This is a genomic window from Staphylococcus rostri (assembly GCF_002902145.1).
GTDB classification, from domain to species: Bacteria; Bacillota; Bacilli; order Staphylococcales; family Staphylococcaceae; genus Staphylococcus; species Staphylococcus rostri.
Window position 1 is genome coordinate 1 of record NZ_PPRF01000041.1, and the last position, 21,339, is coordinate 21,339.

21 protein-coding genes are annotated in these 21,339 nt (G+C 39.2%); 12 read left to right on the forward strand and 9 right to left on the reverse strand.

Translation table 11 applies throughout. The features are described from left to right. Positions 1–486 precede the first annotated feature (486 nt). The 4 genes from CD122_RS07125 to CD122_RS07140 form a co-directional block, all read right to left on the reverse strand. Positions 487–1,866 carry an aldehyde dehydrogenase gene (locus CD122_RS07125; RefSeq protein ID WP_103358309.1) on the reverse strand — a complete coding sequence of 460 codons (1,380 nt, stop codon included), beginning with the start codon at positions 1,864–1,866 and terminating at the stop codon, positions 487–489. 69 nt (positions 1,867–1,935) lie between these two features. Further along, complete coding sequence (locus CD122_RS07130; protein ID WP_103358310.1) at positions 1,936–2,214, reverse strand: GNAT family N-acetyltransferase; 279 nt, start codon at positions 2,212–2,214, stop codon at positions 1,936–1,938. 25 nt (positions 2,215–2,239) lie between these two features. After that, on the reverse strand, positions 2,240–3,166 hold the full coding sequence (locus tag CD122_RS07135; RefSeq protein WP_103358311.1) for a manganese-dependent inorganic pyrophosphatase: 927 nt from the start codon (positions 3,164–3,166) through the stop codon (positions 2,240–2,242). A 56-nt stretch (positions 3,167–3,222) separates the two neighbouring features. Further along, entirely contained in the window at positions 3,223–3,774 is a 552-nt protein-coding gene (locus CD122_RS07140; RefSeq protein WP_103358312.1) for a cysteine hydrolase family protein, read from the reverse strand. An 86-nt stretch (positions 3,775–3,860) separates the two neighbouring features. Here CD122_RS07140 and CD122_RS07145 point away from each other — a divergent pair, with 86 nt between their 5' ends. Continuing rightward, positions 3,861–4,958: a glycosyl hydrolase family 28-related protein gene (locus CD122_RS07145; RefSeq protein ID WP_103358313.1), complete on the forward strand. Its 1,098-nt coding sequence runs from the start codon at positions 3,861–3,863 to the stop codon at positions 4,956–4,958. Between the two features lie 50 nt (positions 4,959–5,008). Here the strand turns inward: CD122_RS07145 and CD122_RS07150 are convergent, their stop codons facing one another. Beyond that, complete coding sequence (locus CD122_RS07150) at positions 5,009–5,809, reverse strand: prephenate dehydratase (protein WP_103358314.1); 801 nt, start codon at positions 5,807–5,809, stop codon at positions 5,009–5,011. A gap of 46 nt (positions 5,810–5,855) precedes the next feature. Beyond that, positions 5,856–6,926 carry a nitric oxide synthase oxygenase gene (locus tag CD122_RS07155; protein WP_103358315.1) on the reverse strand — a complete coding sequence of 357 codons (1,071 nt, stop codon included), beginning with the start codon at positions 6,924–6,926 and terminating at the stop codon, positions 5,856–5,858. A 203-nt stretch (positions 6,927–7,129) separates the two neighbouring features. Between CD122_RS07155 and CD122_RS07160 the strand changes: the two genes are divergently transcribed. The 6 genes from CD122_RS07160 to CD122_RS07185 all read left to right on the forward strand — a co-directional run bounded on the left by CD122_RS07160 (position 7,130) and on the right by CD122_RS07185 (position 12,127). After that, complete coding sequence (locus tag CD122_RS07160) at positions 7,130–8,599, forward strand: nicotinate phosphoribosyltransferase (protein ID WP_103358316.1); 1,470 nt, start codon at positions 7,130–7,132, stop codon at positions 8,597–8,599. Further along, positions 8,592–9,416: an ammonia-dependent NAD(+) synthetase gene (nadE, locus tag CD122_RS07165; protein ID WP_103358317.1), complete on the forward strand. Its 825-nt coding sequence runs from the start codon at positions 8,592–8,594 to the stop codon at positions 9,414–9,416. Before CD122_RS07160 ends, nadE begins: the two co-directional genes overlap by 8 nt. 64 nt (positions 9,417–9,480) lie before the next feature. Continuing rightward, positions 9,481–10,050 carry a DUF2179 domain-containing protein gene (locus tag CD122_RS07170; protein ID WP_044360639.1) on the forward strand — a complete coding sequence of 190 codons (570 nt, stop codon included), beginning with the start codon at positions 9,481–9,483 and terminating at the stop codon, positions 10,048–10,050. Then, positions 10,040–10,216, forward strand: coding sequence for an NETI motif-containing protein (locus tag CD122_RS07175; protein ID WP_103358318.1), 177 nt, complete (start codon positions 10,040–10,042; stop codon positions 10,214–10,216). Before CD122_RS07170 ends, CD122_RS07175 begins: the two co-directional genes overlap by 11 nt. A 243-nt stretch (positions 10,217–10,459) precedes the next feature. Next, the gene (purB, locus tag CD122_RS07180; RefSeq protein ID WP_103358319.1) at positions 10,460–11,755 is read left to right on the forward strand and encodes an adenylosuccinate lyase; all 1,296 of its coding nucleotides are present in this window, start codon (positions 10,460–10,462) and stop codon (positions 11,753–11,755) included. Positions 11,756–11,824: 69 nt separating this feature from the next. After that, positions 11,825–12,127, forward strand: a complete 303-nt coding sequence (locus CD122_RS07185; RefSeq protein WP_044360637.1) for a YerC/YecD family TrpR-related protein — start codon at positions 11,825–11,827, stop codon at positions 12,125–12,127. 231 nt (positions 12,128–12,358) lie between these two features. Here the strand turns inward: CD122_RS07185 and CD122_RS12510 are convergent, their stop codons facing one another. Beyond that, positions 12,359–12,499 carry a putative holin-like toxin gene (locus tag CD122_RS12510; protein WP_276307406.1) on the reverse strand — a complete coding sequence of 47 codons (141 nt, stop codon included), beginning with the start codon at positions 12,497–12,499 and terminating at the stop codon, positions 12,359–12,361. A 393-nt stretch (positions 12,500–12,892) separates the two neighbouring features. Then, positions 12,893–13,000, reverse strand: a complete 108-nt coding sequence (locus tag CD122_RS12515) for a putative holin-like toxin (protein ID WP_169926485.1) — start codon at positions 12,998–13,000, stop codon at positions 12,893–12,895. 269 nt (positions 13,001–13,269) lie between these two features. Here CD122_RS12515 and CD122_RS07190 point away from each other — a divergent pair, with 269 nt between their 5' ends. The 5 genes from CD122_RS07190 to CD122_RS07210 all read left to right on the forward strand — a co-directional run bounded on the left by CD122_RS07190 (position 13,270) and on the right by CD122_RS07210 (position 20,297). Continuing rightward, positions 13,270–13,956, forward strand: coding sequence for a M15 family metallopeptidase (locus CD122_RS07190; RefSeq protein ID WP_103358320.1), 687 nt, complete (start codon positions 13,270–13,272; stop codon positions 13,954–13,956). Positions 13,957–14,182: 226 nt separating this feature from the next. Then, positions 14,183–14,872: a heptaprenylglyceryl phosphate synthase gene (gene pcrB / locus CD122_RS07195; RefSeq protein ID WP_103358321.1), complete on the forward strand. Its 690-nt coding sequence runs from the start codon at positions 14,183–14,185 to the stop codon at positions 14,870–14,872. Beyond that, complete coding sequence (gene pcrA, locus CD122_RS07200) at positions 14,872–17,070, forward strand: DNA helicase PcrA (protein ID WP_103358322.1); 2,199 nt, start codon at positions 14,872–14,874, stop codon at positions 17,068–17,070. Before pcrB ends, pcrA begins: the two co-directional genes overlap by 1 nt. Positions 17,071–17,073: 3 nt before the next feature. Further along, the gene (gene ligA / locus CD122_RS07205; RefSeq protein WP_103358323.1) at positions 17,074–19,080 is read left to right on the forward strand and encodes an NAD-dependent DNA ligase LigA; all 2,007 of its coding nucleotides are present in this window, start codon (positions 17,074–17,076) and stop codon (positions 19,078–19,080) included. 11 nt (positions 19,081–19,091) lie between these two features. Next, complete coding sequence (locus tag CD122_RS07210; protein WP_103358324.1) at positions 19,092–20,297, forward strand: CamS family sex pheromone protein; 1,206 nt, start codon at positions 19,092–19,094, stop codon at positions 20,295–20,297. A 245-nt stretch (positions 20,298–20,542) separates the two neighbouring features. Here the strand turns inward: CD122_RS07210 and CD122_RS07215 are convergent. Beyond that, positions 20,543–21,339: Abi family protein (locus CD122_RS07215; RefSeq protein WP_103358325.1), on the reverse strand; the 797-nt coding region annotated here is incomplete at its 5' end.

Here is a 21,339-nt window from a genome sequence, read left to right on the forward strand (position 1 = left end):
AATATATCCTCTTTAATTTTTATAATCAGAATTATCAGACTATAAAAATTATATCGTGTAAATATTTTAAAATCAATAAACATTTACACATTTCAATATTTAAAATAAATCACTAGTGTCGCATAAGAATGTTTAAACTTTACTTATACTAAAAAAATTTTCTGTTAATTTCAAGCATAAAAATTCCTTTATACTGGTTGGAGGTAGTAATATTTATCCAAATCCAATACAAAGGAAAACACGTTATGGATAAAAGTTTTCATAGTAAATCATCATTTGGACACTGGATTTCACCAATAAATAAGGATAAATGAAAAGGGGCTGGGACACAATAAATTTAAGCACTGGGAAACCGATAAACGGTGTCCCAAAAGCAGGATTTTCGACAGAACTGCCACGATTTCGGCAAAATTTGAAAAGTAATTTTGCTCATCGTTCGGTTCTGCTCAAATCCTAAGCGCTTTTGTCCCAACCTCTTTTCCCATATTATTTCTTCAATAGTTGTTTGACATAGTTAAATTTCCCTTTATATGGTGGGAATAATAATCCTGTTTCAAGTTTTGTAGTTTTGAAAATATATGACTTCTCATGTGTAAAGGTATCGAATGAGTATTTGCCGTGATAGTGACCGATACCTGATGCACCGACGCCGCCAAATGGTAGGTTTGGATTGGCAAGGTGTAATAACGTATCGTTTATTGCACCACCGCCAAAGGAAACTTCATCTAGGATACGATTCGTGACGTTCTCATCTTCACTAAATAAATACAATGCTAATGGTTTTGGTCGTGATTGGACAAATTGAATCGCATCGTCGAGTTGCGTGTACGTCATGATTGGCAGGAGTGGTCCGAAGATTTCTTCTTGCATCAGTGGCTCGTCTGCTTTCACGTTATCATACACGCTCGGCGCAATACGACGTTGTGCCATGTTACGTTCGCCACCAATAACACATTGTGCTTGCTGAGCGTCCATCATTGCGGCAAGACGGTCAAAATGACGTTCATTGACGATGTGTCCTAAGTCTTCACTACTCAATGGATGTGTGCCATAAAATTCTTTCAATGTCGTACGTAAGGCGCGCACAAAGTCATCTTTCACGGTTTCGTCAATTAAAATATAGTCGGGTGCGACACATGTTTGTCCAGCATTGACGAATTTCCCGAAACAGATACGTTCACTGGCAACTTTCAGGTTGGCAGTCTGATCAATAATAACAGGAGATTTACCGCCTAATTCAAGTGTGACCGAAATCAATTGCTCGGCTGCTGCTTGGTATACGATCTTACCGACACGTTCACTACCTGTAAAGAAAATATGGTCGAATGGCTGTTTGAGTAATGTTTGAATGACGTCTGCACCCCCTTGAACAACGGATACATATTTAAAATCAAATGTTGCTGTAATGATGTCTTCAATGACACGCGCTACATTTGGTGTCAATTCAGATGGTTTCACGACAGCCGTGTTACCAGCTGCGATTGCACCAATCAATGGTTCAAACACTAATTGGAAAGGGTAGTTGAATGGGCCAATAATTAGTACCGTACCCAGTGGTTCTTTCACAATAGAACTTTTGGCTGGGAACAGCCATAGTGGCGTATCGACCGCTTCTTTCTTACTCCATTTTTGGATAGACTTCTGCATCTGCTTAATGCTCCCCAATGTATAGCCAATCTCAGTAGTATAAGCTTCTACACCACTTTTTCCAAGATCTGTTGCAAGTGCGTTTAACAAAGCGGACTCATGTTGCTTAATACTTTTAGCTAGGCGCTTCAACTGTTTTTTACGAAATTTAATCGACTTTGTTTCATGTGTTTGAAAATAGGCTTTCGATTGTTCGACTAGTTCAGAGATGTTTGGCATGTTTTCAGTCCTTTCTATCTGATGATTGTATAAAAGGACTGAGCGTTCATGGCCCAGTCCTTCAATATGTTACGCCTTTAATGGCGCAAGTGATGGATCTTTATCAAACTGTAGTTTTACATAGCTACATGTTGGAATGATTTTTAAATTGTCGCGTTGTGCTTTATCAATCACGCGGTTGAACAATTGCTTGGCAACACCGCCACCGCGCAATTCAGGCGATACATACGTATGATTCACATCAATGGTATGTTCGTCACGGTAGATAAATGTAATTTCTGCTTGTGGTGCACTTGCGTCTTCTCCGATATAGAACTTGTTATCTGTTTCTTGAATATCGTATGTCATAGTCATTCACAACCTTTGAAATAGATTATTTAGTTAATGCTGCTGTAATTGGTGGTACGATTTGTTTTTTACGTGATACAACACCTGGTAAAAACGCTGTGTTGTTTTCAAGTTTCGTATCAAATGCTGCTGCGACTGCGTCTGTTTCAGCACCGACTACTAAAATTTTAGAGTCGCTGTTAATAATATCTGTAATTGCTAAAACGAAAATATCATAGCCGTTTTCAGCACTTGCTTTGTTCATCGCATTTTCAAGTGCTTCTTGACGCGCAAATACTTCGTCAATATCAACTGTGTTCACTTGACCGATACGCACTGTGTAATCACCCATGCTGAATGATTTGGCATCAGCGTCTAATAATTGTTCTTCTGTTTTGTCAGCTGTTGACGCGCCTGCTTTTAACATATCAAGACCGTATGCATCAAGGTCCACACCAGCAATTTCTGCTAATGCTTTTGCCGCATTCACATCTTGTGTCGTACAAGTAGGTGATTTGAATAATAAGCTGTCAGAAATAATTGCTGAAATCATTAAACCTGCAATTTCAGGGCGGATTTCATAACCTTCTTCTTTGTACATTTTATAAAGAATTGTAGCTGTACAGCCTACAGGTTCTGCACGGTAGTACAATGGACCAGCTGTTTCAAAGTTTGCGATACGGTGGTGATCGATAACGTGCTTGATAACTGCTTTGTCAATTGTTTCCGCACTTTGTTGGAATTCATTGTGATCGACTAAAATAACATCTTGATCTGTTAAGTCGTCTGTTAATAATTCTGGTGCTGACACTTTGAAATAATCCAAAGCATATTGTGTTTCAGGGCTAACATCGCCTAAACGATATGCTTTTGCGTCTTGATTACCATTTTGTTGTTCAAAGTCTGCCATGATAATTGCTGATGAAATCGCATCAGTATCTGGGTTTTGATGACCAAAAATATATGTTGTCATAGTTTCAATCTCCTTATATAGGTTTCTCACTCATATTTTAGCATGCGCATGTAGGTTTATTCTACCTCTGCGCCTAAAGTATCTTTAAAGTGTGATAGTGCCCATTCATGACCAGCTTGGTTAAATGAAGCGACACCGGCTGACGGAATAATCATATGATAGCCAAGGTTGTATGCACTGGCAGCTGTATGTAGCACACAAATATCTGTACATACGCCTAAAATTTCTACTGTATCAATGTGACGTTCTCTTAATAAAGCATCAAGTGGTGTGCCATAAAATGCATCATAACGGCGCTTATCAATAAAATGCACGTTGTCCTGTGCTTTGATTGTGTCATAGAGTGCTTTTACTTTGCCATATAATTCTCGTCCATGCGTTCCAACGATATTATGAGGCGGGAAGTGTTTCGTTTCTGGGTGATACGCGTCATTCTCAAAGTGCAAATCCATCAAGAAAAAAATGTGGTCCGCTTGGGCGTTGTAGTCTTGAATACGTTGTACAATAAACGGTTCAATGCGCTGGCCCGCTTCGCCACACGTCAACTTGCCATCATCAGCGATAAAATCATATGAATAATCTACAATTAACAATGCACGTTTTGTCATGTGGATCCTCCTAAAATTTGGGTATATATAACAAAGAAGCTATTATTATGTATAGTATAACTTTTATATAGGAGGCGTCCACACAATTGGTTATAAATGTTTTAGATTTTGGTGCAACAACTCAAAATAAATGGCGGGATACGATTGGAATCCAACGTGCCTTGAACCAGGCAAAGAAAGGTCCGGTTACAGTGTATATTCCTGCAGGGACGTATCATATCATTAAAGCATTAAAAATATATGCAGGTACTACGTTAATGTTAGATAAAGATGCGACGTTATTGCGTACTGGGCGAGATGCGTTACTTAAAAATGGATCGAGCTTGAGACGCTATCATCATTATGATGGGCATGGTGATATTCGTATCATTGGTGGCACGTTTGATATGAACGGCAATCACTATCCTTACAATAATACAGCGATGTGTTTAGGACATGCGCGTGAAGTAGAAGTGAATGGTGTAACGATTAAAAACGTAATAGGCGGTCACGGCATCGATGCTTGTGGGCTGGATGGTGTACATATTCATGGTTGCGAATTTCTCGGTTTCTATGACGTCAATAAAGACCGTGGCTTCTCAGAGGCGATTCAGCTGGATTTATTTGTCAAAGGGGCGTTTCCGAAGTTCGGACGTAACGACGGGACGATTACGCAACGTGTCATCATAGAAAATTGTTATTTTGGTAATTCACATGAAGGGCATATGCAGGCGTGGAATCGTGCCATTGGTTCGCATGCCAGTCGCGTTGACCACTTTTACAATACAGTCGTTATTCAACAAAACGTTTTTGACGGTATGCAAGATTATGCGCTAACGCCATTAAAAGGGAAACATATGCTAATTCATCAAAATGTGTTTCGCAACTGTGTGGGTGGCATTCGCTACTTAGGTGTCTATCAAGGTAAAAACGCTTGTACACTTGATGGTAAGACCCATGTGAAACAAGGTGGCGAAGATTTTTGCGTGTTGGATAATACATTTATGAATATTGGTCCAAAAGACACCCTACATATTAGAAGTCATGCCGATGCCCCGCACGAAAAAGTTGAAATTTTAAATAATGTCTTTGAAGGAAACTGCAGTCCTATCGCATTTACCGCTATCAATGGGCTGACAGTTCTCAATAACGAACAACTGCCAAAATGTCGTGAAAAGTACGTGTCGAATAAAAGCATCACATAAGTAAATCCCCCTTATCACACTGATTACGTGACAGGGGGATTTTTGTGCCATTATTTAAAACGGCCGAGTGACTGTATATCAAAATCCAATGTTTGGAGGATCGTAATAATCTTGTCCAGGTCCTGTTGATTTGGACAGTCCGCTTGAACAAAGAAACGATACATACCGAGCTGCGTTTTTAATGGACGTGATTCAATCCAAGACAAATTCACATGGAACAAGGCAAAGGTATTCAACACACTCGCCAACAATCCCGGTTGATCGCGTTGCGGTGTAATGACTAATAAGCAGTTATCACCTTGTGTTTCTGTCGCATAGTCTGCATGCTGTAACACAAGAAAGCGTGTCTGATTGTGTGTAAAATCTTCAATATGTGTCGCTAACGGTTCATAGCCGTACATTTCGCCACTACCAAGCGGAATAATGGCAGCAGTTGTATCGTCAATATGATCTAAAGCAGCAATTGTGCTCGTTGTATAGTCATAAGCCAAGTGATGTTGATGAATAAACTTTTGTGTCTGGCTAATCGCAGGCCCAATGGAAAATACTTTCGTGATGTCGCTCAACTGTTTCCCAGGCTTTCCATACAAGCCAAATGTAATATCGAGTAACACTTCATCTACAACTGTAAAAGGTTGTTCAACTAACGTGTCTGCCACGATGTTAATCGTACCTTCAATCGCATTTTCAATCGGTACAATCGCACGACTCGTCGGATCATCTAATAAGGCAGTCATCACTTCATAAAGTTGTTGTTTGGCAATCAGCTCAGTTGCCTCATGGTCATCACAATATTGTTGGGCGGCAAGATATGAGAATGTCCCTTGAGGACCGAGGTAATACAATTTCATCACAATCACTCACTTTCAAGTCAACTTGCATCTATTGTACACGAACTTAATGGAATGGACACCCAGAAGACGTCTTTTGTTTATAGAAAAAGTTCGGTTCACGAATTTCATTGTTATATCCGTGATGATAATTTGCGGTTAACGTTGGTGAAAGGGGTGGTGCGAGCCACGACCATTTACCAGTGACCGAGCGACCACAGTCCGCTTCATTCTGTTCAAATTGTTCGAATTGCTTGGCGGCAGTTAGATGATCGACCATCGACACACCAGCTTGTTTGTATGAGTGATAGACAGCATCATTGATTTCAACAAGGACACGGTCTTTGTTAAACGATGTGTTGCGTAATGTTTCAAAGTCCATCGCTTGCGCAAATGTTTCTAATAAATTGTAACGATAGCTATCAGTAAAGTTACGCACCGCAATCTCATTGACCATATACCAACCATTGAAAGGCACAGTCGGATATGTAATGCCACCAATTTTCAAGTCCATGCTCGAAATAATTGGTACGGCATACCATTTTAAGCCAAGGTCCGCGACTTTCGGAAAGTTTCGGTGTTGAATCGGTACTTCCATAATCAGTGATTTAGGATATTCATGATATGTCATCGGTTGACCAGGGAGTTGATAAATAAGTGGTAAAACATCAAAATCTGTCCCTTCACCACGCCAGCCCAAGTGTTCTGCAAGTTGTGTAACTTCTCGTTCGCCTGGATCGCCTTTCTCGGCATATCCGGCATAACGAATCAATTGATTATTAAATATTCTAGGACCAGGTTCATCTGATTGTGCAAAAATCGTAATGTACGGTTTAATGCGACCGCCATTTGTTGCTGTGTCAATATGTTCATGAATCGTGTCAATAAACGTCGCTTCGTCTTGTACATCACGTGCGTCTTTGACAATTAACTTATCCCAAAATAAACGTCCGATACAACGATTCGACTGACGCCATGCGACACGTGCACCATACGTTAACTCTTCTGTTGTATGACGATATGTGCCCGTTTCTGTAATTTCTCGTTCAATCTGTGCGATACGTTCCGCACAAGCTGTTTCTGATAGGTTCAATTCCTTATACATGTCTGTAATAAATGTGCGTGCTTTTTGTAACATTTTCCCCACCTCAACATTATTATAGTGAAATATTGTGGTTCATTGATAGTCATAACAGAGAATGTCATCATTTTGTCTCAATCTTGATTATTTTAATGTCGCTTTCTATCATTCTGTTTCGTTGCACGATGACTGTGTATCTGTGATATGATGGGGGTATCTAAACTCAAAAACAATTTATGGTGAATAGAGGGAATATTACAATGTATCAATTTGATGATGATAGCTTCATGCTACACAATGATTTGTACCAAATTAACATGGCAGAGTCTTATTGGTTTGACGGCATTCATGAACGTAAAGCCGTATTCGATTTGTACTTTAGAAAAATGCCGTTTGGTAGTGGTTACGCTGTATTTAACGGGTTGCGTCGAGTGATTGACTTTGTTGAAAATTGTCGTTTTACGCAAAGTGATCTTGATTATTTAAAATCCATTGGTTATCAAGACGATTTCTTAAATTACTTGAAAGATTTGCGTTTTACGGGCAACATCCGTTCAATGCAAGAAGGGGAATTATGTTTCAATAACGAACCACTGCTACGTGTTGAGGCGCCGTTAATCCAAGCACAATTGATTGAAACCGCACTGCTGAATATTATCAACTTCCAAACACTTATCGCGACAAAAGCGAGTTTAATCAAGCAAGTCGCACCGGATGATACGTTAATGGAATTTGGGACACGCCGTGCACATGAAATGGACGCAGCCGTATGGGGCGCACGTGCAGCAATTATCGGTGGTTTCGATTCAACGAGCAACGTCCGCGCAGGTAAACTATTCGACATCCCTGTTTCAGGTACACACGCGCACGCATTTGTCCAAACGTATGGCGATGAATACGAAGCGTTTAAAAAATATGCCGAACGTCATAAAAACTGTGTCTTCTTAGTAGATACGTTCCATACATTGAAATCCGGCGTACCAAATGCAATTCGTGTTGCTAAAGAACTTGGCGATAAAATCAACTTTATTGGTATTCGTTTAGACTCAGGAGATATTGCGTATCTGTCTAAAGAAGCACGTAAAATGTTAGACGCTGCTGGTTTTCCAGATGCTAAAATTATCGCGTCGAACGACCTTGATGAAGCAACAATCTCAAGCTTGAAAGGTCAAGGTGCAGCAGTAGACGTCTGGGGTGTTGGCACAAAATTAATTACAGCTTACCAACAACCAGCACTTGGCGCAGTATACAAAATGGTTGCTGTGGAAAATGCAGACGGTGACTATGTCGATCGTATTAAACTGTCAAATAACGCTGAAAAAGTAACGACACCAAGCATGAAGCGTGTATATCGCATTATCAATACGAAAACAAATAAAGCAGAGGGCGACTATATTACGTTAGAACATGAAGATCCAGCGTCTGAATCACCATTGAAAATGTTTCACCCTATTCACACTTATAAAACAAAATTTATTAAGCACTTCAAAGCGATTGATTTACATCATGATATTTTCGTGGACGGTAAACGTGTGTATGAATGTCCATCTGAACAAGACGCCAAAGCATACTTGGCAGAAAACTTAAACTTGTTGTGGGATGAAAATAAGCGTTACTTGAATCCGGAAGAGTATCCAGTTGACTTGAGTACTGCATGTTGGGAAAACAAACATAAACGTATCTTTGAAGTGGCTGAAAAAGTCAAAGAGATGGAGGATGCCAATGAATAGCATGCAAGCCAAAATCGTCAGCGATATGAAAGTCGAGCCAAAGATTGATAGCGCAGAAACGATTGAAACCATTAAAAGCTTCATCAAACAATACGTCAAAGTACATTCATTTGTACGTACACTCGTATTAGGTATTTCAGGTGGGCAAGATTCGACGTTGGCGGGTAAGCTCGTACAACTCGCAGTCAACGAACTGAACGAAACCGCTGACCAGCCGTATACATTTATTGCCGTCAAGTTACCATACGGCGTACAACGTGATGCAGATGACGTTGAAGACGCATTAGCATTTATTGAACCAGATCGTACTATAACAGTAAATATTCAACCAGCCGTTGACCAAAGCGTTGCTGCACTTGAAGCGGCAGGGATTATGTTGACCGACTTCCAAAAAGGGAATGAAAAAGCACGTGAACGCATGAAAGTACAATATGCGATTGCTGCCAATACAAGTGGTATCGTTGTCGGTACAGATCATTCAGCAGAAAACATTACAGGCTTTTTCACGAAACATGGTGACGGTGCTGCGGATATTGCGCCATTATTTGGCCTCAATAAACGTCAAGGGCGTCAGTTGTTAAAATATTTAGGTGCACCTGCACACTTATATGAAAAAGCACCAACAGCCGATTTAGAAGACGACAAGCCACAACTCCCTGATGAGGTAGCACTTGGTGTTACGTATGATGCGATAGACGACTATTTAGAAGGTAAGCCTGTCACACCAGCAGAAGCGGAAGTGATTGAAGGGTATTTTGTACGCAATGCGCATAAGCGTGAATTAGCGTATACACGTTTTACTTGGCCGAAACAATAAGTTAATGACAAACCCACACCAACTTGGTAAAATAAGCTAGATTTTACTGAGAGTGAGGGAGTCTATGAGTATCATCAATGAAAATCCATGGCTGATGTTGATTGCGATCTTTTTGATTAACGTTGCCTATGTGACAGCACTCACAATGCGTGTCATATTAACATTAAAAGGCTATCGTTATGTTGCCGCAATCGTCAGCTTTGTAGAAGTACTTGTCTACGTAATTGGATTAGGCCTCGTTATGTCGAGTCTTGACCAGATTCAAAATATTATCGCATATGCATTAGGTTTTTCTGTAGGTATTATTGTCGGAATGAAGATAGAAGAGAAGTTAGCACTTGGCTATTCAGTTGTTAATGTAACGACTGTCAATTTAGATATGGATTTACCACGTCAATTGCGTGACCTAGGTTACGGCGTGACCCATTTTGGTGCGCACGGGCGTGATGGCGAACGCCTTGTGATGCAAATCCTCACACCGCGTCGTTTTGAACTCAAACTAATGGACACGATTAAACAATTGGATCCAAAAGCCTTTGTCATTGCCTATGAACCACGTACGATTCACGGCGGTTTCTGGGTGAAAGGTGTACGAAGCAAAAAAGTAAAGGCGTATGATACAGATGAAATTTAGAGTAGAAGCGGATGAAACGATACAAGATTGTTTAGCACGCATGCGAGAAGCAGGCTACATGCCAGTGAAACGCTATGAAAAGCCTGTATTTAAAGAGAATAAAGATGGCAGTGTTGAAGTTTTGAGACAAGAAATTGTGTTTACTGGGAAGAAACTTGAACAATAACACGTCATATGTAAAAAGCTGAGGTTACAGTAGTACCTTGGCTTTTTATGTGTATAGAAAACGAACTTTATTTTGCGTTTAGGGGTTATAATTCGTGTTAAAAGAACTCTTTAGAAATGTCACACAAATTAAATTGTTAAAAGACGCTTGATTCCGAACGATAAATCTGATTGAATAGAGAATGGATAGATGTTGTAGGTTTGCTATAATAAAACTAATATTTGAGATAGGAGTTTATGACTAATGATTGAACGTTATTCAAGAGAAGAAATGTCACGTATTTGGACAGATCAAAACCGCTACGAAGCATGGTTAGAAGTTGAGATTTTAGCGAGTGAAGCATGGAGTGAATTGGGCTATATTCCTAAAGAAGACGTTAAAAAAATTCGCGAACATGCACGTGTAGATGTTGAGCGTGCAAAAGAAATCGAACAAGAGACACGTCACGATGTTGTCGCATTTACAAGACAAGTATCTGAAACACTAGGCGAAGAACGTAAATGGGTACATTACGGTTTAACGTCAACAGATGTTGTTGATACAGCACTCAGCTACCAAGTGAAACAAGCCAACGATATTATCGAGAAAGATTTAGAACGTTTTATCGAAGTGTTAGCAGCGAAAGCGAAAAAATACAAAACAACATTAATGATGGGACGTACACACGGTGTGCATGCTGAGCCAACAACATTCGGTGTGAAAATGGCATTATGGTACGCTGAAATGCAACGTAACATGGAGCGCTTTAAACGTGTGCGTGAAGAAATTGAAGTAGGCAAAATGAGTGGCGCTGTCGGTACATTTGCGAATATCCCACCAGAAATTGAAGCATACGTATGTAAACACCTTGGCATCGGTGCGGCACCTATTTCAACTCAAACATTGCAACGTGATCGACATGCATACTACATTGCAACATTAAGCTTGATTGCGACATCTCTTGAAAAATTTGCAGTCGAAATCCGCAACCTACAAAAAACAGAAACACGAGAAGTAGAAGAAGCATTTGCGAAAGGTCAAAAAGGCTCTTCAGCTATGCCACATAAACGTAACCCAATCGGTTCAGAAAACATCACAGGTATCGCACGTGTAATTCGTGGCTACATTACAACAGCGTATGAGAATGTTGCGTTATGGCACGAACGTGATATTTCACATTCATCTGCAGAGCGTATCATGTTACCAGACGTTACGATTGCATTAGACTATGCGTTGAACCGTTTTACAAACATTGTTGATCGTTTAACAGTGTACGAAGAAAACATGACAGAGAACATGAATAAAACATTCGGTTTGATTTATTCTCAACGTGTGTTATTAGCGTTAATCGACAAAGGTATGGTACGTGAAGAGGCATATGATACCGTACAACCAAAAGCGATGACATCATGGCAAACGAAGACACCATTTAGAGAATTAGTGGAAGCGGATCCAGTGATTACGGACAAACTTTCAAAAGAAGACCTAGATATGTGCTTTGACCCTAGACATCACCTTAATCAAGTTGATACAATATTTAAAAGAGTAGGTCTAGAATAGGACAACTACACTTTATCTGTTCGTGCGGCCGCGAATGAACAGATATTCTATAATATAGGGGTTGTTTGCATGCAAATTGAGAAACTACGTGGAAAAGCATTAGATGAATTGTTTGACGCGATCCTAACTCTAGAAACGCGTGAAGAATGTTATCAATTTTTTGATGATTTATGCACAGTGAACGAGATTCAATCGTTATCTCAACGTTTACAAGTTGCGAAAATGATTAAACAAGGATACACATATGCGACGATTGAACAAGAATCGGGTGCATCGACAGCTACCATTTCGCGCGTAAAACGTTCGTTACAATGGGGAAATGACGCCTATACCATGATTTTAGAACGAATGAATATCGAAACAAAAAAATAAAGGTACGCAGATAACAGTGGAAATGTCTGAATAGAGATGTTTTCGCTGTTATTTATTTTTAATGGCTTTTGGGAAGTAATGCTAAGAATGGAAATGTAAAGTGCTTAGTATGTTGAAGAATTTTATAGCGCAACGTTGTATAAATTTAATTATTATGTTAAAATTTAAATGTAATAGGACGTGCGGAAACACATTCTATATTATCATCACACCGCTCAAAGTAAGTGATGGTTATTTTATGGCTAATTTAATGATTGCGGTGACTAATCCTAATAATGTTACAACAAAAGTGCTAAATGCTATCATTAGGATTAGTGCATCTTCTACAGGTAACTGAAGCCGCGTGAGAACTATTTTTAATGTAAAGAGCAATTATGTTACATTAAAAATATAAAAGGGATATGTTTGAGCATGTCTCAGGAAGAGCCCGTTAAAAGACGGTGACTAATTTAGGTGTAAAAAAATAACTGCCAATTCTCAGTCAAAGAAAAAGTGGCGGTTATTTTTTATGATTGAGTGTTATAATTGCAACTACTAAACCTAACAAGTAGCAATAAAATCGCTAAAACCTATCATAAGTATTCGTGCATTTGCAATGGAGATTTTATAACAAATAAGCATGATATTGAATGTAAAGCGTAATTATGTTACATTGTAAATATAAAAAGGGACATGTTGGAGCATGCCCCATAAAGAGCCCGTTAAAAGACGGTGACTAGTTGTTGAAAAATAACTGCCATTTCTGTGTCAAAGAAAAAGTGGCGGTTATTTTTTTATGGACAATTTGATGATTGCGACGACTAATCCTAGTAGTGTTACAACAAAGGTGCTAAATGCTATCATTAGGATTAGTGCATCTGCAATGGTTACCATAAGGGCTTCTCCTTTCTAAAGATTTGTGTTATGCCATTCATAGGCACCACCTCCCTATACTCAGATAGCCACCATCCACTTAACTTGCTCGATATTATTCTATCACATTCTAAAACTAGTTTGTAAACATATTTGATAATAAATTTTATCCAGTTATAATCCCACTGAAGTTTGTAATCAGTTATCTTCAATCATATTGAATAAGCATTCAAACAATCATATACTATTGTAGGAATATATAAAGCTTTTGATAAATAGGAGCGACAATCATGAGAAAAATATTACTGGCAGCTGGCGTGTCTACGCTCGTGTTGACTGGATGTAATGCACAAAAAGAAGCAAGTGTAGAAGAATCAACGGCAGATGAGGAAAATGTTGAAGAGACGCGTCAAGATGAAACCAAAAAACGGCATCAAGTAACACAAAAAGATGGTGTGACGTATGTAGATGGCCATGTCCTTGCGAATAAGAAAGTTAATTTACCGAGTGATTATGCGCCGGGTGAAGATCTGAAAGCAAGGGCTGAGTTAGAGCGTATGATACAAGAGGCGAATACGCAAGACGGAACAAGTCTAGTATTTCGTAGCGGTTTTCGTTCATATGAAACACAAACCCAATTGTACAACAGCTACGTTTCAAGAGATGGTGAAGCAGCCGCAAATAAATACAGTGCGAAACCAGGATATTCTGAACATCAAACTGGCTTAGCGTTTGATGTGGGTTCAGCGAATGCATCGGATGACTTCAAAACGTCATTTGTTGAGACGAAAGAAGGGCAATGGGTAAAAGCGCATGCGCACGAATATGGCTTTATTATTAGATACCCAGAAGGTAAGGAGAAAGTGACTGGCTATCAGTACGAGCCTTGGCACTTGAGATATGTCGGCAAAGACTTGGCGAAGAAAATTCACGATCAAGATACTACATTAGAAGAATACTTTGATTACGGTATGTAAGGGGCGATATATGTCGTCTCTTTTTTTATTTCAGTTCTTTGTTTATAGCCTTCAAGAAATTGAATGATCTGGAACATTAAGTAGATGACGCGTATGAAAATGCATTTTTATATGCCATGATGGGATAACGGCAACTTTTAGAAAAATGAGCATCCTGTCCCACTCCCACATAGATAACAAAAATGCTATAATATGATGTACGAAAAAATCAAAGGAGCAGTGCGTGATGTACGATATTAAACAATGGCGTCATATATTTAAATTAGACCCAGCGAAAGCAATCTCAGACGCGGATTTAGAAGCACTTTGTATGTCTCAAACAGATGCCATCATGATTGGCGGAACGGACAATGTGACGGAAGATAACGTGATTCAGTTGATGAGTCGTGTACGTCGTTATCCTTTACCGCTTGTACTTGAAATTTCAAATCTTGAGAGTATCATGCCAGGATTTGATTTTTATTTTGTGCCAAGTGTCTTAAATAGTACCGATGTCGCGTTCCACAACGGACTATTACACCAAGCGTTAAAGCAATACGGCCATATGATTAACTTTGATGAACTCATTTTTGAAGGCTATGTTGTATTAAATGGTGACAGTAAAGTGGCGACGTTAACACGTGCAACGACAAACTTAGAGATTGAAGATGTTGAGACTTATGCGCAAATGGCGAATGATGTGTATCGCTTGCCGGTGCTCTACCTTGAATATAGTGGGCAATATGGCGATCCTGAAACAGTACGTGCAGCACGTGCGTATTTAACGGACACACAACTGTTTTATGGTGGTGGCATTGATTCGTTATCACGTGCACAAGAAATGGCGGCGATTGCGGATACGATTATTGTTGGCAACGTCGTCTATGACAATATCAAAGAAGCTTTAAAAACGACTCGAATAAAGGAGAGAACGTAATGAATCCACTCTTAAAAAATATGAACACAGAGCAGAGTGAAGCGGTGCGCACGACAGAAGGCCCGCTTTTAATTATGGCAGGTGCCGGTTCTGGTAAGACGCGTGTGTTAACGCATCGTATCGCGTATTTATTAGATGAAAAAGAAGTTTCTCCTTATAATATTTTGGCGATTACATTTACAAATAAAGCCGCAAAAGAAATGAAAGAACGTGTACAATCACTTGTTGGAGAAGCGGCAGAAGTGATTTGGATGTCAACGTTTCACGCAATGTGCGTACGTATTTTACGTCGTGATATTGATCGCATCGGTATTGAACGTAACTTTACGATTATTGACCCTACTGATCAAAAGTCGGTAATTAAAGATGTATTAAAGCGTGAAAATATTGATCCAAAACAATATGAGCCACGTTTCTTTATGTCTCAGATTAGTAATTTAAAAAATGAACTGAAAACACCAGCAATGGCAATGGAAGATGCGCACGATTTTAAAGCCATTATGGTAGCGAAAGTGTATGAAGGGTACCAAAAACAACTTGTTCGTAACCAAGCGCTCGACTTCGATGACTTGATTATGACGACGATTAAATTATTTGAGCGTGTGCCTGACGTGTTGGACTACTATCAAAACAAGTTCCAATACATCCACGTCGATGAGTACCAAGATACGAACAAAGCACAATATACATTAGTCAATATGATTGCGAAAAAATTTAAAAACTTGTGTGTCGTAGGGGATTCGGACCAATCTATTTATGGTTGGCGTGGCGCAGATATTCAAAATATCCTGTCATTCGAGGAAGATTATCCAACTGCAAAGACGATTTATCTCGAACAAAATTATCGTTCAACGAAAACCATTTTAACAGCAGCCAATGAAGTTATTCGTAACAATACGGAGCGTAAACCAAAAGGATTATGGACGTCGAATTCAGAGGGCGAGCGTATTCATTACTACGAAGCGACGAGCGAACTTGACGAAACGCAGTATGTGGTGAGAGAAATCTTGAAGCACAAACAACAAGGCAAATCACTGAAAGATATGGCAGTCCTATATCGTACGAATGCACAATCACGTGTGTTAGAGGAAACGATGATGAAATCTAACATCCCATACGTAATGGTTGGCGGTATGAAGTTCTATGACCGTAAAGAGATTAAAGACTTGTTAAGCTACTTACGTTTAATTGCGAACAGTGCGGACGATATTAGTTTAGAACGTATTATTAACGTACCAAAACGTGGTATCGGGCCATCATCTGTACAAAAAATTAAAGATTATGCGAATGGACATGACATCAGTATGTTTGACGCATTGGCAGAAGTAGACTTTATCGGATTATCTAAAAAAGTGACGCAAGCAGCCGCAGAATTTTATACATTGATGTCAAACTTAATGAAAGAACAAGAGTTTCTTGAGATTAGTGAGATTGTGGATGAAGTGCTTGAGAAGTCAGGGTATCGCCGTACGCTTGAAAACGAAGATACGCTTGAGTCACGCAGCAGATTGGAAAACTTAGATGAGTTTATGTCCGTGCCAAAAGATTATGAAGACAATACGCCATTGGAAGAACAGTCACTGATTAATTTCTTAACAGACTTATCGCTTGTAGCGGATGTTGATGAAGCGAACTTTGACGAGGGTGTCACATTAATGACAATGCACTCCGCAAAAGGGCTTGAATTTCCAGTTGTCTTTATTATCGGTATGGAAGAAACATTATTCCCACATATTCGTGCGATCAAGAGTGACAATGATCACGAAATGGAAGAAGAACGACGAATTTGTTATGTCGCAATTACACGTGCAGAACAAGTTTTGTATTTAACGCATGCAACATCACGTATATTGTTTGGTAAACCACAATCCAATATGCGTTCTCGCTTTTTAAATGAGATTCCAGAAGACTTATTGGAAACACCAAAACCGAGTGTGCCGATTACGCCGAATAAACGTACAGCACCACCGAAAAAACGTGGTTTTAGTCAACGTACAACAGGGACAAAAGTCGGTGCGGCAGCGACAACGTCTGATTGGAAAGTGGGCGACAAGGTCATTCATAAAACATGGGGAGAAGGCATGGTTTCAAATGTCAGTGTTAAAGGAGATACGGTCGAACTTGATATTATTTTCAAGTCGGAAGGACCTAAGCGCTTAATTGCACAATTTGCGCCGTTACAGAAGAAGGAGGAGTAACAGATGACGGAGCTCAAATCGAGAGTTGCAACATTACATCAATTGTTGCATCAATATAATTATGAATATCATGTTCAAGACAATCCAAGTGTGCCAGACGCAGAATATGACAAATTGCTGGCGGAACTGATTGACATCGAGGACAAACATCCAGAGTTACGATCATCTGACTCACCAACAGTACGTGTCGGTGGGCAAGCGCAAGCGTCTTTTAATAAAGTACGTCATGATACACCGATGTTGAGTCTAGGAAACGCGTTTAACGAAGAAGATTTACGTCGCTTTAATCAACGTGTGCGAGAAGCAGTTGGTGATGTATCATATATGTGTGAACTGAAAATTGACGGCTTGGCAGTGTCATTGAAATATGTAGATGGTGTCTTTGTACAAGGACTGACACGTGGCGATGGAACGACGGGTGAGGATATTACCGAGAACTTAAAGACAATCTACGCGATTCCGTTAAAACTTGAACGCCCAATTTCATTTGAAGTACGTGGGGAAGCGTATATGCCACGTAAGTCATTTTTGAAGTTAAATGAGATAAAAGCACAAAATGATGAACAACCATTTGCGAATCCGCGTAACGCAGCGGCAGGGTCATTGCGTCAGTTGGATTCTAAGCTTGCAGCTGAACGTAAACTCGACATCTTTTTATACAGCATTAATGACTTTACCGAGTTGGATGCGACGTCTCAAAGTGAAGCACTTGCGGAGCTTGACGCTTTAGGATTTAAAACCAATCCAGAACGCCGTGAAGTCGCATCGATTGATGATGTGCTGGACTATATCGCATATTGGACAGAAAATCGTGCATCATTGCCGTATGATATTGATGGTATTGTGATTAAAGTCAATGCTATCGAACACCAAGAAGAAATGGGCTTCACGCAAAAATCACCACGCTGGGCTATCGCTTATAAGTTTCCAGCTGAAGAAGTCGTTTCAACGCTGCTGGATATTGAGTTGAGTATTGGTCGAACAGGTGTGGTAACGCCAACTGCAGTGTTAGAACCTGTGCGTGTTGCGGGAACAACCGTATCACGAGCGTCATTGCACAACGAAGACTTAATCCATGAGAAAGACATTCGTATTGGAGACAGCGTCGTCGTGAAGAAAGCTGGCGACATTATTCCAGAAGTTGTACGTGTCGTATTGGACCGTCGACCTGACGATGCAGAAGCGTATCATATGCCGACACATTGTCCTAGCTGTGATCACGAACTCGTACGTATCGAAGGCGAAGTGGCATTGCGTTGCATTAACCCAAAATGCCAAGCGCAACTTGTGGAAGGCTTGATTCATTTCGTATCACGCCAAGCAATGAATATTGACGGCTTAGGTACAAAGATTATCGAGCAACTTTATCATCACGAACTCATTCGAGATGTGGCAGATATTTTCTATCTCACTAAGGAAGACTTATTGCCACTAGAGCGTATGGGAGAGAAAAAGGCGGATAACCTAATTTCGGCAATTGAAGCGTCTAAACAGCAGTCACTAGAACATCTATTATTTGGTCTAGGTATTCGACATCTCGGCGTTAAAGCGAGTCATGTACTAGCAGAAAAATATGAAACGATGGAACGCTTGATGAATGTAACTGAAGCAGAGCTTACAGAAATTCATGACGTTGGAGAAAAGCTGGCACAATCTTTTGTGACTTACATGGCGAATGAAGATATTCAAGCACTTCTTGAAAAACTGCAAACACGCGGTGTGAATATGACGTATACCGGACAGAAATTTTCACAAATTGAAGGGCATCCAGAATTCGCCGGTAAGACCATTGTATTAACAGGAAAACTTCAACAAATGACACGCTCAGAAGCGGCACAATGGTTGAAGATGCAAGGTGCCAAAGTGACAAGCAGTGTAACGAAATCAACAGACCTTGTCATTGCAGGGACTGACGCAGGTTCTAAGCTAACCAAAGCACAATCACTTGGCACACCGATTTGGGAAGAACAAGAATTTATCGATAAACAAAACGCAATGCGTGAAGAATGAGGGGGCAGGCAATGAAACGAACAATTGCGATGATGTTAGGGCTTAGTCTAGTATTAACAGCCTGTGCACCAACAGATGATGAACAACCACAACATAAGCAAGACCGCGAACAAAACACATCTAAAAAGCAGACAAAAGTGAAAGACATGGCGACAGATCAAAACGTACAGGGCGACAACTACCGTACGATTTTACCGTTCAAAGAGAGCCAAGCACGTGGGTTAATTCAAGAAGAAATGGCAAACGGTTATAACGGTGAAGACTTTGAAGACGGCTTATTAAATATTAGTAAAGAAGTCTTCCCAACGGACAAATATTTGTATCAAGACGGTCAATTTTTAAACAAAGATACGATTCGCGCGTACTTAAAACCGAAATATACGAAAAAAGAAATTGATAAAATGAGTGACGAAGAAAAGGAAAAAACAAACGCGGCTGAGAACTTAGGGTTGAATCCATCAGTGAATGGCGAGAAAGACCCTGAGAAAATCGCGAAAAATTCACCGGCACTGTTATCGAATATTTTGGAACAAGATTTTTACAGTACGAGTGATACAAAAGGGAAAGAAATCGAAGGGATGACAATTGGTCTCGCGATGAACAGTGTGTATTACTATCAGAAAGAAGAATATGGTGAAACATATAGCGAAGAGCTCGATACGAAAATGGTCAAACAAAAAGGTCAAGAAATGGCTGAAGAGATGTTATCGCGCTTACGTGAAAATAATCAGTTGAGAGATATTCCTATTACGTTTGCGATTTATATTCAATCAAGTGAAGAAGACATCACACCGGGACATTTTGTAAGTTACGCAGTTTCTGATAAAAATGGCGCGAAACTTAATGAATGGAAGAAAGTGGATGAACAAACTGTGCTATTGCCATCAGGTGAAGCATCAGAGTTAGATGACCATTTAAACAGTAACTTCCAAGACTTCAATAGTAGCTTACAGTCTTACTTCAACAACTTTACACAAGCAGTGGGTAAAGCGAAGTTCGTGAATAAAAAAGTGAATCATCTCGTTGTCGACTTACCAATAGATTACTATGGTAAAGCGGAATTGATTGGGATTACACAGTATGTAACACAACTCGCTGAAAAAGACTTAAAAGATGTGCCAACGTATGAAATTCATATTAAAGACGGCAGTCAACCGCGTGCATTGATTACTAAGAACGAAGAAGATTCAGAACCACAAGTGCATATTTATAGATAATGAGAAACCATATCTACTCAGAACGACTATTGGGTAGATATGGTTTTATTTGGTTCTAAAGGCGTAAAAGAAGGAGGATAATGTAATAATAAACACTCAATTCGAATTTAATATTTCATATGGATGACAGTAGCTGACTTGAGTGAAAATAAGTTTTTGTAAGCTTGTCTAGCATAAAAGGTTATTTTGTAATGAAGAAATACAATGAACTTTGCTAATGCTAGGTTTGTTACATTTTTAATATGCTATTTTTGAGGCATTTTATTAATATTATTTGCCCATGATTCTGGGAGTCCAAAGCTATCATATATTTTATTAACGATATTTTCATTAAGTTTTTTTCGCATATTAATTGTTCGTTTTCTAAATGAATTATGAAATAAAGCGTAATCATCGTAAGGTAAAAAGATTTTAAGGGATAATATGACATCAAATAAGTGTTGCCGCGAATCTGTTGGATTAAGGTTTGTACCTTCATATAACTGTTTAAGATACTTTGGATGATTTTTACATTTGAAATCAAGAAGTTTGTTGTCATGCGCTACACAGTTTCTGATTTCTAAAATATTTTCTAGTATTTTATCGATATATTTTGCTTCTAGTTTAACGTGTTCATTGATGTTGCTTTTAAAAATTTTAGAGAGTTCACTAGCAATGTTATTACGAGTTTTATCATCGGATAATTTGTAAAGTTTTATAATACTGCCGAATGATAATTCATTTACAATAACCCATATAGGAACGTCATTATGAGCACTGTAATTATGTTTGATTGAGTTAGGCACTCTTGCATTTAATGAAGAACTAATAGTTCTTGAAATTAGTGCTAAGGTTTTCATTATTTCGAAAGGTTTATTTTTATTGTTATTGTAATTTGCGATATTAAGGTATGAAAATGAGCGGGTATTATGATACTTTTCAGCAAAATAATAGGAAAATATAGATTTAAAATGTTTTTCAGCAATTAGTATATATTTCATTAGTAAAGATTTAATCTCTGTATCATAAATATGTAAAGTTTTTATGTTTTCAAAATATGTCC

What these genes read in the sequence shown, in the direction of transcription:
- CD122_RS07125 (WP_103358309.1), bottom strand. Translation starts at nt 1,866, where the DNA reads ATGCCAAACATCTCTGAACTAGTCGAACAATCGAAAGCCTATTTTCAA.
- CD122_RS07130 (WP_103358310.1), bottom strand. Translation starts at nt 2,214, where the DNA reads ATGACATACGATATTCAAGAAACAGATAACAAGTTCTATATCGGAGAA.
- CD122_RS07135 (WP_103358311.1), bottom strand. Translation starts at nt 3,166, where the DNA reads ATGACAACATATATTTTTGGTCATCAAAACCCAGATACTGATGCGATT.
- CD122_RS07140 (WP_103358312.1), bottom strand. Translation starts at nt 3,774, where the DNA reads ATGACAAAACGTGCATTGTTAATTGTAGATTATTCATATGATTTTATC.
- CD122_RS07150 (WP_103358314.1), bottom strand. Translation starts at nt 5,809, where the DNA reads ATGAAATTGTATTACCTCGGTCCTCAAGGGACATTCTCATATCTTGCC.
- CD122_RS07155 (WP_103358315.1), bottom strand. Translation starts at nt 6,926, where the DNA reads ATGTTACAAAAAGCACGCACATTTATTACAGACATGTATAAGGAATTG.
- CD122_RS07160 (WP_103358316.1), top strand. Translation starts at nt 7,130, where the DNA reads ATGTATCAATTTGATGATGATAGCTTCATGCTACACAATGATTTGTAC.
- nadE (WP_103358317.1), top strand. Translation starts at nt 8,592, where the DNA reads ATGAATAGCATGCAAGCCAAAATCGTCAGCGATATGAAAGTCGAGCCA.
- CD122_RS07170 (WP_044360639.1), top strand. Translation starts at nt 9,481, where the DNA reads ATGAGTATCATCAATGAAAATCCATGGCTGATGTTGATTGCGATCTTT.
- CD122_RS07175 (WP_103358318.1), top strand. Translation starts at nt 10,040, where the DNA reads ATGAAATTTAGAGTAGAAGCGGATGAAACGATACAAGATTGTTTAGCA.
- purB (WP_103358319.1), top strand. Translation starts at nt 10,460, where the DNA reads ATGATTGAACGTTATTCAAGAGAAGAAATGTCACGTATTTGGACAGAT.
- CD122_RS07185 (WP_044360637.1), top strand. Translation starts at nt 11,825, where the DNA reads ATGCAAATTGAGAAACTACGTGGAAAAGCATTAGATGAATTGTTTGAC.
- CD122_RS12515 (WP_169926485.1), bottom strand. Translation starts at nt 13,000, where the DNA reads ATGGTAACCATTGCAGATGCACTAATCCTAATGATAGCATTTAGCACC.
- CD122_RS07190 (WP_103358320.1), top strand. Translation starts at nt 13,270, where the DNA reads ATGAGAAAAATATTACTGGCAGCTGGCGTGTCTACGCTCGTGTTGACT.
- pcrB (WP_103358321.1), top strand. Translation starts at nt 14,183, where the DNA reads ATGTACGATATTAAACAATGGCGTCATATATTTAAATTAGACCCAGCG.
- pcrA (WP_103358322.1), top strand. Translation starts at nt 14,872, where the DNA reads ATGAATCCACTCTTAAAAAATATGAACACAGAGCAGAGTGAAGCGGTG.
- ligA (WP_103358323.1), top strand. Translation starts at nt 17,074, where the DNA reads ATGACGGAGCTCAAATCGAGAGTTGCAACATTACATCAATTGTTGCAT.
- CD122_RS07210 (WP_103358324.1), top strand. Translation starts at nt 19,092, where the DNA reads ATGAAACGAACAATTGCGATGATGTTAGGGCTTAGTCTAGTATTAACA.